Raw genomic sequence first — 16,353 nt, forward strand, 5'->3', positions numbered from 1 at the left:
CGAAATGTCACATCCTTTTACACGCCGCTTGTGACGACTGTCAACCGCTTTGGATTTTTCCGCAGGCAATCGCTTGACAAATAAGAGGCAATAGGTAGTGTTTATGTCTATCCGACGGCAGGTGCCGGTAGTATCAGAATCCAGGGAAAGGAGATCAGATATCATGAGTATTAACGTTCAGGAGGCTGTCAAACGTTCAATTCAGACCGAAAAGAACGCCATGAATTTTTACCAGGTGGGTGCCAAACAGATGAGGGACACGGCTGCCCGCCGGACATTCGAAGTTCTGGCACAGGAAGAACGGGAGCATGCCGGGCAATTTTACCGGATATATGATGGCAAGGATATCCCGTCCCTGGACCAGTTCCTTGATACCCCCCCCGACAATGAATCGAGCTGGATTGCGTCGATCTCCCGGCTCATCGACGAGGACTTTACCGAACAAAAGGCTCTGGAGCTGGCTATGGAGCGGGAGCAAAACCTGGAGCAGACCCTGCTGGAAACAGCGGCAAAGGTTGACGACTCCGGGGTACGGGCGGTGTACGAACTGAACGCCAAGGAAACCCACAATCACTACCTGATGATCGAGTCCGAATATGCGCGTGTCATGGGTATGGTGCATGAAACCGACATGGACACGTATGTGAGAGAATAGCTGCCGTATTTCCTGCAAGCGGTAACAAAGCCCATTCATCCGACAGTTGAATGGGCTTTGTTGTAACTGGCGCTGTACATCACCCCGGTGGTATATTATTATATGGACCGCATGCAGGCGTGGGTCGTGCAGCGTATCGGGCTAAAGCTTTCAGTGACCGATGCCGATCAGGAACTGTAGCGGGCAGGGACGGGAGGACTACCATGGCGAGCCAGGCGGTCGGGCGAAAAGAGCCTCAAGATATTGAATTAACCGTGATCGGCAATGGCCTTTGCCTGTTGATCGCAGCGGCGGGGTTGCTGGCCGGTTCCATGACGACCAATCTCAGCCTGGCGTACTGGCGCGAGGATATTGTGGCGCTGGGGATCACCGTGATCATGGGGATTCGCCTGGTGCGCAGCCTGACGGACGCCATGGCGCAGTATCAGGAGGCCCCGCTGCCGGTACATCAGCCCCGTCGGGCGGAGACGCAGGAGCGGGTAAATGTCCAACCCGAGGGGGTGGCGGCGGGGCAGATACCCGCCGTGTCCAGTTTTACCCCCGACAAGGTGGTGGAAGAAGTGGTCAAGCGCATAGAAACCCAGAAGGCCGAGGCGGCCAAGAAGAATAAATTCACGAACTAGCGCCCCGTGCGGTTGGTTCGTACTCGTTCTTCAGTTTTCGGGGGCCGCTGCCGTTGTCGCGCCTCCTTGAGGTAAAATCTGCGCCACCCGCGTCGTCGCGCCTTGGCACCAGCCAAAATAGTTTGGAATAACTTCCCACGACCAACCGCACGGAGCACCGGAAGGGACCATGCCCCCATCGAACCGATTGACCCTTGAAAACTGCGCCCTGCTGTTGCAACGCCGCGGGGTCATCTCCCCGGAGCAACAGAAGGATATCCTTTCCCGCGGCAAGGCTCAGGAAAGCAAGCTGTTCGCCTACTACCAGGCCGGCGCATCCCGCAGAGTCCAGCACGGTGCCGAGGCCATCTCGCCGGTGGAGGTGATCGCCTCCTTCAATCTCGAACTGTCCGGCTCTCCCGGAAAATTCCTGACGGAAGATCTCATTACCGAGGTTGTGGCCTCCGCCGTCGGCCTGCCCTACCTCAGGATAGACCCGCTCAAGCTTGATCTGAATGTCGTCACCGCCCACATCCCGCGCCCCTTTGCCCTGAAAAACCTGATTGTCGCCGTTGCCGAAGACAAGGGCGTGATCACGGTAGCCGTGGCCGACCCCTTCAACGATACCATGGTCAAGGAACTGGCCGCGGCGCGCCGGCTGGAGATCAGGCGCGTCCTCAGTTCCAAAAGCGATATCCTCAAGATACTGCGCGAATTCTACGGGTTCCGCGCCTCGGTCATGGCCGCCGAAGCCGAGGCGTCATCCGGTGTCGAACTGGGGAATCTGGAGCAGTTCTTCAAGCTCAAGGGGCACCACGACATTGAAGGCAACGACAAGCATGTGGTGGATGCGGTGGATTTCCTGCTGCAATACGCCTTCGACCAGAACGCCAGCGATATCCATATCGAGCCCAAGCGGGAAAAGTCCCTGATCCGCTTCAGGATCGACGGCGTCATGCACAATATCCACGTGATCCCCAAGCCGCTTCATGCCCCGATCGTTTCGCGCATCAAGATGCTCTCCCGAATGGACCTGGCGGAGAAGCGCCGTCCCCAGGACGGCCGCATCAAGACCAGTTCCAACAACAAGGATGTGGAACTGCGCGTCTCGACCGTTCCGGTCGCGTTCGGCGAAAAGGTGGTCATCAGGGTCTTCGATCCGGACATCCTGCTGCAGGATCTGGACAGCATGGGCTTCTATCCCCGGGAACTCGCCCTCTACAACGCGTTCATCCGGCGGCCTAACGGCATCATCCTGGTTACCGGCCCGACCGGCAGCGGCAAGACCACGACCCTGTATTCCTCCCTGCGCTCCCTTTCCTCCCCGGAGGTGAACATCATCACCGTCGAGGACCCGATCGAGATGGTCATGGAAGAGTTCAACCAGATCGGCGTGCAGCAGGCCATCGGCGTCGGCTTCGATTCCATCCTGCGCAACATCCTGCGCCAGGACCCGGACATCATCATGATCGGCGAGATCCGCGACCGGGAAACTGCCGAAAATGCCGTACAGGCCGCCCTGACCGGCCATCTGGTGCTTTCCACCCTGCATACCAACGATTCCGCTTCGGCCATCATCCGCCTGCTCGATTTGGGGGTGCCACCATTCCTCATCTCAGCCACGGTGATCGGTATTGTGGCGCAGCGGCTGCTGCGCAGGATCTGCCCCCACTGCAAGAGCGCACGCGAACTGACCCATGACGAACGAACCTACCTGCAACTGGGTAAAAAGGCTTCCAGGGTTTGGGAGGGGGGAGGGTGCAAGGAGTGCCGCTCCACCGGTTACAAGGGACGTACCGGCATCTTCGAGGTGCTGGATATGTCGGAGCGGGTCAAGTCCCTGATTACCGGGTCGGTGGAGTTGGGGGACCTGCTGGCCGCCGCCCGTGAGGAAGGCTTGGCCTCTCTGCGGCAGATCGCCATTCAGAAGATGCTGGAGGGGGTGACGACCTATGAAGAAGTTGTGGCCATGACCGGATAGGGCAACGCCCTTTATTGGGGAAATGGGAAAGCCGACCGGAAATTCCGGTCGGCTTTCTTTGTTTTCGGCCTGCAAGGGGGAATAGCTATTTTGCGGTTGTTCTGGCCTTTTGCTGCCGGACGAGGTAATTGGCGGTGTAGATGTAATCATCAATCCCGTCGTACGTTCCGTCGCCGTTCAAGTCGTGCTTCGCCGGCGTCTTGGCGGCATCCTTGAGGAAGGCTGCGAATTCCTTCTCCGTAGCTGCCGCCTTCTTGATGGCCGGGGCGATGGTCAGAGGGTATTCGGTAACCTTGGTTTCATTCAGGACCATCAGGCTTGCGCTCAACGCGCCTTTCGCCGGGAGGGCTTTAATGAGCCAGGTGGATGAAGCGTCGTCTTTTTTCAGGGAGACCATTTTTGCGCCGGTCAGGGCAAAATTGGGCGAACTTCCCGTCTCCGCGGAAAGATCGGCGACTATGGTCACGGTGGTCGTGCCGTCGCTCAGAGCGACAAAAGGCTTCTGGCGGAAGGAGGGGGAAATCTGCTGTTTGAACAGTGCGACCATGATGGCGGGAGTCTTGTCTCCCCGGTAGGCCCTGAAGCGTTCAAGGACCGCCGTGTTGGAAGCGACGTTGATCGTTTCCGCTTTCTTTGTCGCCGTCGGGACCTTGGTCGCGGCAGGCGTTTCCCCGGCAGGGGGGGCTTCGCCCGCGGGAGGCGTTTCCCCCGGCTTGGCGGCCACCTCAGGAGTGCTGGGTTGGACCGGCGTTTCCCCGGCCGCGGTCGTTTTTGTCTCACCCTTTATCTGACTGTCCGACGGCATGGTGACCGTGCCGAGATAGGTGGCGCCTGAACTGCTGGTAGTGGTAGTGCCGGCGGTGGTAGAACCGGCGGTGGTAGAACCGGTAGTGGTAGTACCTGTAGTGGTAGTACCTGTAGTGGTAGTACCTGTAGTGGTAGTACCGGTGTTGGTTGTGTCGGTAGTGGGAGTGTCGGTAGTGGTCCCGCCGCTGACAGTCGCTCCGCTGCTGTTGATCGGGTTGAAGGAGGCTACTGAAACGGTGCCTCCCGTATGGGTTGTAAATTTAATGGTGACAAGCGGCCCGCTGCCTGAAAATGACTTGTTGCTGACGACCGCAATCCTGATCGTCCCGGCCGCGTTGGTGTTGGCTACCATTATTGCGCCGGATATGAGGCTGCCCTGGCTTACCGTCGGCGATGCCAAGGCCGGGCTGTCGTACTTCAAAACCAAGTCAAAACCGGCGACACCGTCCATGTCGCTCCCCTGGACCGTGTAGACGCCGTTACTTGAAGTGCCTGTTGGATTGACTGACACTGTAGCCCCCAGGGAAAGCGAGGCGCTTGCCAGGATCAGGGTTGCCGTCATAAAGATATGCCCGAGATGTCGAGTCATGGTTTATCTCTTTCTGTCGGATGGAATTTGTTAGGTATGAGCATAGCTTAGGGCTGAATTGATGGCAATACTATTTACGCTACTCATAGTGCCATTCCGGGGTGGGGTGATACGGAAGCCCCAGTAAAAGGACAAGGCTGGCAACGGGCGGGTTCACCGTTACCAGCCTTTGAATGCACACGTACGGCGGAGTGGTGTTATTGGAACTTCGTGTCGAAATTTACATGGGAACCATCCAATAACCCAAGGTAAATCGATGGCAATTCCCTGTATTGCCAGATCGTGGCGAAAAGGTCTTGCGACGGGTAGGTTGGGGTGCTCCCCGGCGTCACCAACTTCAAGGTCACTTTGGCTACCTCGGCGCCTTTGATGGTGGCTCCATTTTTTGCGGTGGTATAACTCTGCAAGGCCAGCTTTGGATTGGCAACGTTCTGCAAACTGATGGTCAACAGCCTGCTGCCGGTGTTGTACGTACCGCTGATATCGCTTGCTGCAACCTTGATCGGGCCTGACGGTACGGCAAAGCCGGCACGGACGGGATAGTTGCCGGCAGGGGCCCCTGGAGCCGATGTGTAGTTGACCAGCACGCCTGTCGGCACAACGAAGGATGTCTGGATGCTGTCGATTTTGCTGTTGGTGGTTGAGGACATCTGGCCGAACAGGTACAACGTGGTGACCGCCTGTGTCGTCTGACCTCCGCCTCCTCCACCGCCGCAGGCCGCCAGCGTCAGGAATGATATTGTGCAGATGATTGTAGAAATAATATGATTTTTCATAAGGACCGTTCCTCCAGGGTGAAGAGATAAAGGCCCCCTCCCGCAGGAGAGGAGGGGGCTCGGTAACAGTGCTAGAACGTTGCGATGAGCCCCAGCGAACGGAGCAGGATCATGGTTACATCGCCCAGGTCGATTTTGCCGTCCGGTTTTGCCGTCCCGTTGGAGTAGGGAGCAACGTCGGCATGAACGAGGTCCAACGGGGTGGGCGACTCGAAACCGGTGGCGATGTGGAGCGCCTTCAAGGCGCTGGCCAGGTAGCCGCTGGTGCCCGGCAGCAGGCCATCCTTATTGCCCAGGAGGATCGAGGCCGTGATGGGGGGATAGGTCGTGCCGCCCCCCAGGTTGGTGTCGGTGAATCTTACGTACACGGTCTTCAACCCCTCGCCGCCGGTCAAGGTCCAGCTCGGCGTCATGGTTACGGTGACTCCCGCGGTCGTGTCCGGCGAGGCGAACGGGCCGGACCAGGTCGAGCCGTCGTTGGAAAGTTCATAACTGGCAATGCCGGTTGGATCAAAGGCCTTCAGCGTCAGGGTGACATTCTGGGTCGGCGTCCAACTGGCCCCGTTGTTGATCAAGGCACTGGCGACCAAGTCGATCGTCGCCATGTTCCAGACGCCGCTCTTGACCGATTCCTGGTTGCCGGCGCCGTCAATGGCAAAGTATTTGATGGTCGTTGACGAACCGGCGGCGGTATTGATCTGAATCGGGGTTGCATAGACCAGCGAACCCGTAGTCGGTGTGGTGCCGTCGGCGGTGTAGTAGATGGTGGCTGTCTCGTTTGCCGTCAGGGTGACCGCAAGCGAGCTGCCATTGGTGTAGGTACCCGGAACCGGGCTTGGCGTGGTGACCGGCGGGGTCGTATCCAGGGTGATGGCGGCGGTGATCGGAGGATACTGGACACCGGTGGGCAACGACTTGTCGCGGAAACGGGCATAGACCGTGCGCGGCCCGTCACTGCCGGTAAGCAGAGTCCAGGTCTTGCTGGTCGCGTAGGGCTCCTCGCCGCTCCAGTTGGTGCCGTCGTTGGAAAATTCCATGGTGGCGACGCCGACCGGGTCAAAGGCGTTCAGATTCAGGGTAACTGCCAGGGTCTTGGTCAAGGTTGCGCCGTTGTTGATCTGCATGGTGGCCACCAGGTCCGGCACATGGATGTACCAGGTGTCGGTGTGGACCGCTTCGGCCGTGCCGTTGACGTCGACGGCGAAGTAGTTGATGGTGGTGGTCTGATTCAGTGTGATCGGCCCGGTGTAGGGAGGCATTGCCGTCGTGGGCGTACTGCCGTCCAGGGTGTAGTAGATGGTCGCCGGCGGCGCATTGGTCGTTGCGGTCAGGGACACCACCACCGGAGCCGCCGAATAGACGGCGGGGACCGGGCTGGCAACCGTTACCGGCGGACTGGGCGGATTGTTGACCACATGGGTAATGGTTGCAGTGGCAACCGGGTTCTGCCCTGCGCTGGTGCGGGCTTCGACCGTGATGGTGTAACTGCCCACGGCTGCGGTATCCGGCAGGGTCCACATGTCGTTGGTGCTGAAAGCCTGTACCTCGACCCCATTGAGCAGGAAGCGATACTGGTAGACCACCGCCAGGGCCGGATTGCCTGATGTTGCGCCCGTGCCGGCGGCGGTGAACGAAACATTGGTGCCGACTACATGCCCCACGGGTTTGCTGTCGGTGACGGTCACACCGGTGGCCGCGGTCCAGGTGGCCGTGGTGACCGGTGTGCTCTGTGTGGCATTCGATGGGTTGTTAGGCGTTAAGTAGTCGTTCAGGGAGATGACGGCATAGGTGTATGTCGTCCCCGGGTTGACATTGGTATCGGTATAGATTGGCGGATAGCCCGGCAAATAGGATATCTCCGCCAGGGCGGTGAAGCCTGTGGGATACGTGTAAGGACCGGCACCGGAAGCGCGAAACACCTGGAAACGGCTGGGTGTGGAAACGGGTGCGTTGTCGGCCCACTGGAGCACGACCTGGTTGATGTTCGGGTTGGTGTAGGGGGTAACATAGTTAGTCAGACCTTGTACGGGAGCCCCACCAATGCTGGCGACAAGACCGCTCGGAGAAAGAGGGGGCGCCGAGGATACGCTGAATATGACCGGTCGCATGAAGTCGTTTTCCTCATGACCGAGGATATGGCAGTGCCAGACATATTCGTAACCGTAATCTGTGGGATCGTTGGGTACGTTTACGGCAAGACCGGCAACCGGTGTCCCCCCTTTGCCGAGATTGCCGATATCGGTTGTTGCAATCGGGGCGTGGAGAGCTAGGGACGGATCGATGAGGCGATTGCTTTTTGGAAGAGGCAAGCCAGCAGCAGTTGGGTCTGTATTCAAGCCTACCCATGCGCCGGGCAACGCCTGTGCCTTGGGCCGCAGGGCAACGATGATATCCTCCAGCGGATTCATGCGGACGGTTTCATTCCAGCCAAGTTCGTTGTCGTCCGGCGAACGGATGGCTCCGTCCCAGCCGACCCGGTTGAGTACCTGCACGTCGAACATATGAAAGTGCACCGGGTGGGTATCCACACCGTTATGGGTTATCTTCCATATCTGCGGGTGGCCGTCCACGATCCGCTCCGTGGCAGGTTCGGCGTACCCCATGGGGATGGTCGTCTGGTTGAGCTGGGTGGTGAAAGGGAGTTCGATCCCCAAAGTGGCGTTCATACGCCCGTACGGGTCCCACAGCTCCTGGATGGCCTTGGGCTGGAAGGGGATGGTCACCGGTATGGTGCTCGCGGTGTAGTCGCGATTCAGAGGGTTCAGGGTGATGGCATAATCCTGGATTTTGGCGTATTGCTCCGTGGGTGCGGTAACCCCCCACGCCGCCACGGGATAGGTCGGCTCGGGGATGAGCGGGGCCGGCTGGCTGGCCTTGAAGGCGGCCGGCAGGGCCGCTTTGAGGTTGGCCAGCAGGTTGGGATTCGGCTGCGGTGCGCCCGCCACCCGGAACTGCATGACCGTGCGGGTATTGGGGCCGAATCCGCGCAGGGTCGACGGTGCGCCGCCGCTGGTAGTCTGGTCCGGGTTGCCGGTGTAGTAGTCGATACGCGTGTCGAAGGCAGGGACCGGCGCCGGGGCGTCGTTGTAGAGAATAATGTTCTTGCCGATGTATTTCGGGTCGGAAAAGTCGATGATCACATCGGCACGCACCGCAGACCCCAGGAAGAGGTTCTTTTCCTGGACGTTCAGAACCACGATGTCGCGGCGGTTATAGTTGTAGTTGACCGGCTGGTTGGGGTGAACGACCGGATTGGGCAGAATACCGCTCTCGTTGCCGATCTGGATGATGTTCGGTCCCATGGTGGTTGGGTCCGGCACGCCGCCGGCCCTGCCGTCGGTGGGCCAGACAGCTACATCCGGGAACGGTCCGGCCGGAAATGACGGCGTGGGGGCGGCCGCCACCATCTTTACTTCCGTGCCCAGGGGATCGTTGGGGTCCGCAACGAAGAGGCTCAGGTTGAGCATGCGGTCGTTGGAGGCGTTCAGTATGCGGAACCGGTACGGTTTCGGCTCCACCGTCAAGTAGGGGTAGGCGGTGCCGTTGACCAGCATGGTGTCCATGAACGCTTCCGGTGTCGTGGAAGGCTCGGGCAGGGTGCTCTTATCCGCCGCTATGGATACCGGCGGCCAAAACCAGGGACCGTAGTCCCAGCGTCCGAACGGATTGGCTCCGCCTGGGCTGGTTGGGTCTTGGTTTGCCTCATAGACATGGGGGAACCAGAGGTCGCCGTAGACGCCCCAATTGTTTGCCACCCCTTTGGAACTCTTTGTCCAGAGGGCGTCCTGGGTGTCTATATTCTTGGGAACAAAGGTCTTGTCCTGGATGATCAGGGGAATCCCGTAACGGTATTCGCAGACCGCCGTCCCTCCGCCGGGGCAGATGTTCGGCAGGGTCCCGTTATTGATCAGCCCCTCTTCCACCGGATCGGTTATCAGGTAGCCGGCTGCTTCGCCCGCATAGACGTTCAGGCGGGTTATCCCGAGGGAGTGGTCGTGGTAGAACATCAAGCGGCCGCTCTGTTGGTTGGTCCAGTAGAAGGTCAGCTCTCCCGGATTGGTCGGCACCATGTCGGGCACGTCCCTGGCGGAGGCACCCTTCTGGTAGGGGGTGGATATCTCGTTGACCGGCACCGTCCACTGATGGGGGGTGCCGTCGCTGATCCAGGGGGAGTTGCCGCCATGGAGGTGGACCGTGGCGCGGTTCTGGGTGTAGTTGCCGCTGTAATTGGTGAATGCGGGGACCGTGGCGCCGATCGTGCTGGCGATTGCGAACGTGGTAACCGCCGGGCCCCGTCCGGCGCCCATCAGGCTGGTATCCACCGGGATGAACAGTTTGCCGGCATTACCCGTGGGGAGCAGGTTCTTGAACCTGACGCGGACCGGCACATCCCGTTGGGCGATAATCAGGGGGCCCAGATACTGGGTGGACATGTTGGTGAAACTGGCATTGAGGTCCCGGTATCCGCGCAGCCGGGTCTTTTTCGGCAGGTCGGAGTGCATCTTCTGGGAATACTCAACGAGCCCGATCTCATAATAGTCGGAAGCGGGTATTGCGGTTACGCCATCCGTTGCCGTTGTTGCCGGAAAAGTCGGGCTGGTGATCTTGTTGGCAATCGGGATGTAGCTTCCCAGGTTGTTTTCATTACAGGTCCCCACCCCCGGTGGGCTGCTCATGGTACAGTTGGGGAACCCCAAGCCCGGAAGCTTGTCGACAAATTTCCGGAGTGCCGTGCCCGAAAGGCCCCCGGAGGGGGTGTTAGCGTAGTAGGTGCCACCTCCCGGGCCTGCCTGGACCCGTGGGGGGCTCCAGAGGCAAACGGCAATTACCAGCACCAGTCGTAGCAACATCCAGAATTGTTCTCTTTTCATGATGCCCCTCTCTTTACATGGTGAAAAGTCAAATACTCCACGTCTTTTCAAATACTCAAATACAGGTAAACCTTTCATGGTATTTTATTGCCAGTAACCCCCTGCCTCACCAATGACTGTTTTCGCCGTATATCGCTCTGAACAGAGATCAGGATGCTTCGAAGCTCCTTTTCCGAAACAAGAAGTTTTTCACCGGACAATACGTCCCGCATGCCTTTCGTAACCAAATCCAGATTCAATTCCAGTCCCTGGTTTTTAAAATTTCTGGCCACCTCAACCCCTATGGCGTACTGGATTTTGTCTCCTGAGGAATTGAGCTGTTGCCGTTCTTCCCCATGGGACGGGGCGGCAATGAGGCACATCCCCGTCAGGATCAGCAGAAACGGGGACAAGATCGATGTGTGCGGCATGAGATACTCACTTTCTGCTCATAATGGTTTTGTCATTGCCTGCTGTTCATTATCTTCTGGAGGCGCGCCGCCCTGGCGTTCTCCATGGTGTCTGTCGCAATGCGGCGCTGCTGATGACTGTTGGCTGTCTGTGGCAAGGGACTGTCTGGGGCCGGTTCCGCGAATCCACTATGGGCAGCGGGCACCGAAGACACGGTGACGGTCGACTCTTTCGAAACCGCTTCGTCTGTCGGAGCGGCAATGGGAGCCGCAGACGCCTCCGGTGATGCCGGCGCGGAAACAGAATTCCCCATGCAGCTCGCCTCGATACGGTCCGGGTACTCTACGACCCTGCAATTATCGGAGGTGTGGGCTGCCGTGGATCCCAACAGGACCAGGGCTATGGTCAATGTCACCTGTACTCGTGTCATGGTTGCGCCGATCCCTTACTTTCTCACCTCAAGCAGTTCGACCTCGAATACCAGGGCCGCACCCGGCAGGATCAGGTCACCCGCACCGGCATCGCCGTAAGCGATACTGGACGGGCATACAAGCTTTGCCCTGCCGCCGGCCTTCATCTTTTGCAGCCCCTCGGTCCAACATCTGATGACACCATCCAGACGGAGTTCGGTGGGTTTGCCGCGCTTGTATGAACTGTCGAATTCTCTGCCGTCGGGCAAGGTGCCGCGATAATGTACCTTAACCGTATCGGTTGGGCCCGGGACGGTTCCGGTCCCCTCTTTCAGCGAAAGGTACACCAGCCCCGAACCGCTTCTGACGGCACCTTTTTCCCTGGCAGCCTCATCGAGAAAACCCTTGTTGAGAGCCGCCAGTTGTTCACCTTGAAGCTTGCGGCGCGCCCTGGCCAGTTCCTGAACCTTGCCGCTGTAAACGCCAAGATCGACCTGCGGGCTCATGCCGCTTGCGGCGTCGGTAAGTGCCTGTTTGACGATCTCCAACTCTGGCGGGGTGAGGTTGAAGGTTGCCAGAGAGCGGGACACGAGCAGGCCAAGGGCATACAGCGTTTTTTGTTCTTCTGTTTTTGGGGCTTCCCCGGCAAATGCCGAGCAGGCGATAAGGAGTGTTATGAGTGTAACGGCAAGTTTTTTCATCGGTGGTCCCCCGTTCATTTCATGAGATGCAGGTTGCATGATCTACAATACTGATGATGCTTGAAAATAGGAGGTAACACATTCATAACAATTTGATATATATAATAAAAATTAAATAGCACGTCGTAATATAACTGGAGGTACTTCCTGCCGGTCGTGGGGGGGGGGGGGGGGTTGCGATGAACCACGGGGATTGCACAGCAGCATTTGTGGCTTTATGCGAATTTTTGCGAGAAGTAATGCACTATGTATACCGAACGGATATTAATATGTATGTATCTGAATTTGTTATATTTTGTCGGGATGAGTCCGGAGGTGTCTGCGGCCCTTGTGCAACGATCGTTGCAAGTTGGCCAGAGAAATACGACAGAATCATGTGCTAGAAAGGTAGATACTCCCCTGTGAAAACAATGTGGCAGGTGCAATAAATATTGCTATTTGTCTGACCGTTAGTAAACTTACCGTCCTGATGTGGTTGACAATGCCGGTGAGTCATGATATTGCACGCAGAGGAGGGGATCATGAAAGATACTATGCAAAAGCTGGCCGACTCTGTGATCGCGGGCGACACCCTCGACCGCGACGACGCCTTGCGCCTTGGAGATGTTGAGGGGGCTGAGTTCTACCGGCTCCTGGCCGAAGCGGGCCGCATCCGGGAACATTATGTCGGCAAGGCGGTGACGCTCTGTTCGATCATCAACGCCAAATCGGGCACCTGTCCCGAGGACTGCGCATTTTGCGCCCAGTCCGCCCATCACTCGACCCAGGCTGCGGCGTACCCGCTTGTGGACGAAGAACAGATGATCAGTTGCGCCAAAAGCGCCGAGCAGCATGGCGCTTCCTGCTACGGCATCATCACCAGCGGCACGGGGATCGGGAGTCGGGATGAGTTGGACCGGATCTGCCGCACCCTGGGGCGCATTCGCCAGGAAGCGGGCATTGCACCGTCGTGCTCTCTGGGGATCATCGATTATGAGACCGCCTGCCTTCTCAGGGATTCGGGCATGGTGACCTATCATCACAACCTGGAAACCGCGCGCAGTTTTTTCCCGAACATCTGTAGCACCCACGATTACGAGCAGGATGTGGACACGGTCCGGGCCGCCAAGCGTGCCGGCCTCAAGGTCTGCTGCGGCGGCATCTTCGGGCTGGGGGAGACCTTTGCCCAGCGGGTCGAGATGGCTCTGACGCTACGCGAACTGGGGGTTGATTCCATTCCGGTCAATTTCCTCGACCCGGTTGAAGGTACCCGCCTTGAGCATGCAGACTTCCTGACGCCGCTGGAGTGCCTCAGGACCATCGCCGTGTACCGTTTTCTCTTGCCCGACCGGCAGATAACGGTCTGCGGCGGCCGCGAGAAAAACCTGCGTGAGTTGCAGTCGTGGATCTTCATGGCCGGCGCCAGCGGGATGATGACCGGCAATTATCTGACCAAGGTCGGCCGGAATCCTGCCCTTGACCGCCAGATGGTGGCAGATCTCGGACTGACCGTTGCGCCCTGCGGGTGTTCTTGAGCCTGGGTCTCGCCTGAATAGTCACGGCTGTCCTCCGCGCGGCCGTTTCTCAGGATTCAGGTGATCTCGGCATGGATTTATATTCCATTGGATCAGGGAGTAGTAATGGGTAAAGGCATATTTGTAACCGGCACCGATACCGGTGTGGGCAAGACCATTGTGACCGCCGTCTTGGCGCGGCTCCTGCGGATGCGCGGCGTCCGCGTCGGCGTCATGAAGCCGGTGACCAGCGGCTGCAGGGAGGTAGACGGAGAGCTGGTCTCAGATGATGCACTTCTCACGTGCCAGGCCGCAGGCATCTCCTGCAGCAGGGACGTTACCCCCTATCTGCTCCGGGAGCCGCTGGCCCCTGCCGAGGCGGCAAAGATCGATGGCATCGTAATCGAGTTCGCCCGGATTCGGGAATCCTTTGATCGTCTGACAGCGGCGTACGACTTCGTGATCGTGGAGGGGGCCGGAGGACTGATGGTGCCGCTGGTCGGCGGATTCCTCATGGCAGACCTGGCCCGGGAGTTGGAACTGCCGCTGCTGGTGGTGGCGCGCCCCAATCTGGGGACCGTCAATCATACCGTGCTGACCTGCTTTGCCGCCCAGCAGATGGGTATTCCGGTCTCCGGGGTCATCATCAACAATTTTCCCAAAGAGCCAGACCTGGCCGAACGGAGTGCGCCCCATTATATCGGTTCCCTGTGCGGAGCGCCGGTGCTTGGGGTCTGGCCCCATGAGGCCGCCGCCGACCAGGCGGAGGCAGTGGAGCGTCTGGCCGCGTGGTTGGACCGACAGCCGGAAATGGCCATTGTACTGAGGGAGCTAGGGGTCTGAGGCGGGGAAGGGCGGGGAGGAGTAGTCAGCCGGTCGGTTACCGCCGGCTGATTGCCGCCAATGGGATAGCCTGTTGGCCTTGTCCCCGGGGAATATGACAATGGAACAGAAAAAACCCGCCAATGATGCTTGGCGGGTTTTTTTTGCGGCGAGAATCGAATCGTGAAGCGAATTACTTGGGCATCGGACAGTACATGTTGCCGTAGGGACGCTTGCTGCGGGGCAACACCTTGACGAACCGCTCCTTGAGCACCTCTTGTACATCAAGTTTGAAATCCTGGCAAAACTCAGCGACGTATCCTTCCAACGCCGCTCGATCATCGTCGTCCAACTCGAAAACGCCGACCTCCTTGGCCAGACGGGACTCATCCACGCCGCCGCGCACGTAGATCACGCCGCCGTGCATGCCGGTGCCGAACAGGTAGCCATGCTTGTCCTTTGCCGGGTCGTCGGTGAACATGCCCAGAAGGATCAGCACGCCACCGGCCATGTATTCGCCGAAGAAGTCTCCCGCCTTGCCGCCGGCAATCAGCACCGGCTTGTTTTCCTGGTAGGACTTCATGTGGATGCCGACCCGGTACCCCACATCCTTCCTGATGTGAATCTTGCCGCCGCGCATGCCGTAGCCCAAGACGTCGCCAGCGTGACCATGGACGATGACCTTGCCGGCGTTCATGGTGTTGCCGATATTATCCTGGCCATTCTCGTTCACGATGATGGTTGCGCCGTTCATGAATGCGGCCAGATCGTTGCCCGGAACGCCGTTGATGGTGATGGTCACCGGCTTGTTGATGCCGTCGCCGATGAAGTACTGGCCGTTGACGTTATTCAACTCGATCTGGTCCGTACCGGCCAGCACCGCCTCGCGTATGGTGCTGTTGAGATCGCGGTAATAGATGCCCTGCGCGTTTATCTTCATATAAGCTCCTTAACAGGCCGTTGAAAAAACCAGGTTGTTCAAAAATAGTCAGATCGTCGCACCCGGAGAAGGCCCTGAGGAGGCGTAGCAGCGCTACGCCGCACGAAAGGGCCTTCGAGGATGGCGGCGAGATGGCTGTTTTTCAACAACCGCTAAACGTTTCCTTCTACCATGGCGATGACCGGCTCTCCCCCGCGCGGTGTCCAGATGCGTGCAGGAGCGGGGCATATCTCGCGGATGGCCGACTCTTCGGAGGCCATGTAGACGAAGTCGTCCTTTTCAGCGCAGACGAGCGGCCGCAGCTTGACCCGGTCATTGAGCCCGATCAGCCCCTTGTTGCTGGCGAACAGAATGGCGAACGGTCCGTTCAAGAGGGCGCTGCCGTAGATCTGGCGGATGGCGGTGTAGAGATCCCGCTCGTTCTGGGGGAGCTGATCGATCAGCGACCAGAAGGGGGGCGCCAGGGCGGTGCAGGCCAGTGCGGGCGACAGCCCGTGCTTGCGGATCAGCAGGTCGAGCGTGTAGGCCACCACCTCGGTGTCGGTCAGCATGGTACACAGGTAGCCGTACATCTCCAGGTAGCGTTTGTTGATGCCGTAGGACGAGATCTCGCCATTGTGGACGATGGACCAGTCCAAAAGGGTGAAGGGGTGGGCGCCGCCCCACCAGCCGGGGGTATTGGTGGGGAAACGGTTGTGGGCGGTCCAGATGTGGCCGCTGTACTCCTCGAGGCGGAAAAACTCGGCAATCTCTTCAGGGAACCCAACCCCCTTGAAGGCACCCATGTTTTTGCCGGAGGAAACCACAAAGGCTCCTTCGATCTCGTGATTGATGGCCATGACGTGGCGGACGATGATGTCCGAGTCGGTCATGCCCTGGTATTCCACCGCTTCCCGGTACTCGTCGGTCTCCAGAGGGGTGGCGAAGTAGCGCTTGAACACCGGAGGATTGGCGATCGCCTTGGTGCGGCGGGTCGGAATATCTTCCTGCAGTTCGATGTGGAAGTTCGCATCCAGATATTCCTCGGCCAGTTGCTGGGCCATGGCGTTCTCGTACATGAGGTGGAAGGCGTAGAAGTCCTTGAACTCCGGGTAGATGCCATAGGCGCCGAAACCGCCTCCCAACCCGTTGCCACGGTCATGCATAAGCGAGATGGATTTGATGATCACCGAGCCTTCGACCCGTGTCCCCTTTTTGGAGATGAAACCGGTCAGGCCGCAGTTGGAGATGTCTTTCTGAAAGATGTGGGTAGGTTGTGGTTTCATAGATCGTCCTTAATGCAGGGGTAATTTGTCTTCACCCGCTCATGGGCAGGC

The 16,353-nt window shown here is 58.7% G+C and carries 13 protein-coding genes; 5 read left to right on the forward strand and 8 right to left on the reverse strand.

The window, feature by feature from the left end; genetic code table 11:
- Positions 1 to 163 precede the first annotated feature (163 nt).
- From F6V25_RS07175 to F6V25_RS07185, 3 genes are all read left to right on the forward strand, one after another.
- Positions 164 to 655, forward strand: a complete 492-nt coding sequence (locus F6V25_RS07175; protein ID WP_151127915.1) for a ferritin-like domain-containing protein — start codon at positions 164 to 166, stop codon at positions 653 to 655.
- Positions 656 to 858: 203 nt separating this feature from the next.
- Positions 859 to 1,278, forward strand: a complete 420-nt coding sequence (locus tag F6V25_RS07180) for a hypothetical protein (RefSeq protein ID WP_151127916.1) — start codon at positions 859 to 861, stop codon at positions 1,276 to 1,278.
- Positions 1,279 to 1,447: 169 nt separating this feature from the next.
- On the forward strand, positions 1,448 to 3,238 hold the full coding sequence (locus tag F6V25_RS07185; protein WP_151127917.1) for a GspE/PulE family protein: 1,791 nt from the start codon (positions 1,448 to 1,450) through the stop codon (positions 3,236 to 3,238).
- A gap of 85 nt (positions 3,239 to 3,323) precedes the next feature.
- On the opposite strand, the gene F6V25_RS07190 is transcribed toward F6V25_RS07185, so the two are convergent.
- The 6 genes from F6V25_RS07190 to F6V25_RS07215 form a co-directional block, all read right to left on the reverse strand.
- Complete coding sequence (locus F6V25_RS07190) at positions 3,324 to 4,634, reverse strand: cohesin domain-containing protein (RefSeq protein WP_151127918.1); 1,311 nt, start codon at positions 4,632 to 4,634, stop codon at positions 3,324 to 3,326.
- A gap of 197 nt (positions 4,635 to 4,831) precedes the next feature.
- Positions 4,832 to 5,410 carry a hypothetical protein gene (locus F6V25_RS07195; RefSeq protein ID WP_151127919.1) on the reverse strand — a complete coding sequence of 193 codons (579 nt, stop codon included), beginning with the start codon at positions 5,408 to 5,410 and terminating at the stop codon, positions 4,832 to 4,834.
- A 71-nt stretch (positions 5,411 to 5,481) separates the two neighbouring features.
- A complete protein-coding gene (locus F6V25_RS17395) occupies positions 5,482 to 10,281 on the reverse strand; it encodes a chitobiase/beta-hexosaminidase C-terminal domain-containing protein (RefSeq protein ID WP_151127920.1) in 4,800 nt (1,599 codons plus the stop codon).
- Positions 10,282 to 10,355: 74 nt separating this feature from the next.
- Positions 10,356 to 10,691 (reverse strand): FKBP-type peptidyl-prolyl cis-trans isomerase N-terminal domain-containing protein, encoded by a 336-nt coding sequence (locus tag F6V25_RS07205; RefSeq protein ID WP_151127921.1) that lies wholly within the window; start codon positions 10,689 to 10,691, stop codon positions 10,356 to 10,358.
- A gap of 32 nt (positions 10,692 to 10,723) precedes the next feature.
- A complete protein-coding gene (locus tag F6V25_RS07210) occupies positions 10,724 to 11,101 on the reverse strand; it encodes a hypothetical protein (RefSeq protein WP_151127922.1) in 378 nt (125 codons plus the stop codon).
- A gap of 15 nt (positions 11,102 to 11,116) precedes the next feature.
- Positions 11,117 to 11,782, reverse strand: coding sequence for an FKBP-type peptidyl-prolyl cis-trans isomerase (locus tag F6V25_RS07215; RefSeq protein WP_151127923.1), 666 nt, complete (start codon positions 11,780 to 11,782; stop codon positions 11,117 to 11,119).
- Positions 11,783 to 12,303: 521 nt separating this feature from the next.
- Between F6V25_RS07215 and bioB the strand changes: the two genes are divergently transcribed.
- Positions 12,304 to 13,296, forward strand: coding sequence for a biotin synthase BioB (bioB, locus tag F6V25_RS07220; protein WP_151127924.1), 993 nt, complete (start codon positions 12,304 to 12,306; stop codon positions 13,294 to 13,296).
- A gap of 105 nt (positions 13,297 to 13,401) precedes the next feature.
- Positions 13,402 to 14,118, forward strand: a complete 717-nt coding sequence (gene bioD, locus F6V25_RS07225) for a dethiobiotin synthase (protein ID WP_151127925.1) — start codon at positions 13,402 to 13,404, stop codon at positions 14,116 to 14,118.
- A gap of 172 nt (positions 14,119 to 14,290) precedes the next feature.
- On the opposite strand, the gene F6V25_RS07230 is transcribed toward bioD, so the two are convergent.
- Positions 14,291 to 15,037, reverse strand: coding sequence for a GltB/FmdC/FwdC-like GXGXG domain-containing protein (locus tag F6V25_RS07230; RefSeq protein ID WP_151127926.1), 747 nt, complete (start codon positions 15,035 to 15,037; stop codon positions 14,291 to 14,293).
- A 152-nt stretch (positions 15,038 to 15,189) separates the two neighbouring features.
- Entirely contained in the window at positions 15,190 to 16,302 is a 1,113-nt protein-coding gene (locus F6V25_RS07235) for a class II glutamine amidotransferase (RefSeq protein WP_151127927.1), read from the reverse strand.
- Positions 16,303 to 16,353 lie beyond the last annotated feature (51 nt).

Origin of the sequence: Oryzomonas japonica (assembly GCF_008802365.1) — a bacterium.
GTDB classification, from domain to species: Bacteria; Desulfobacterota; Desulfuromonadia; order Geobacterales; family Pseudopelobacteraceae; genus Oryzomonas; species Oryzomonas japonica.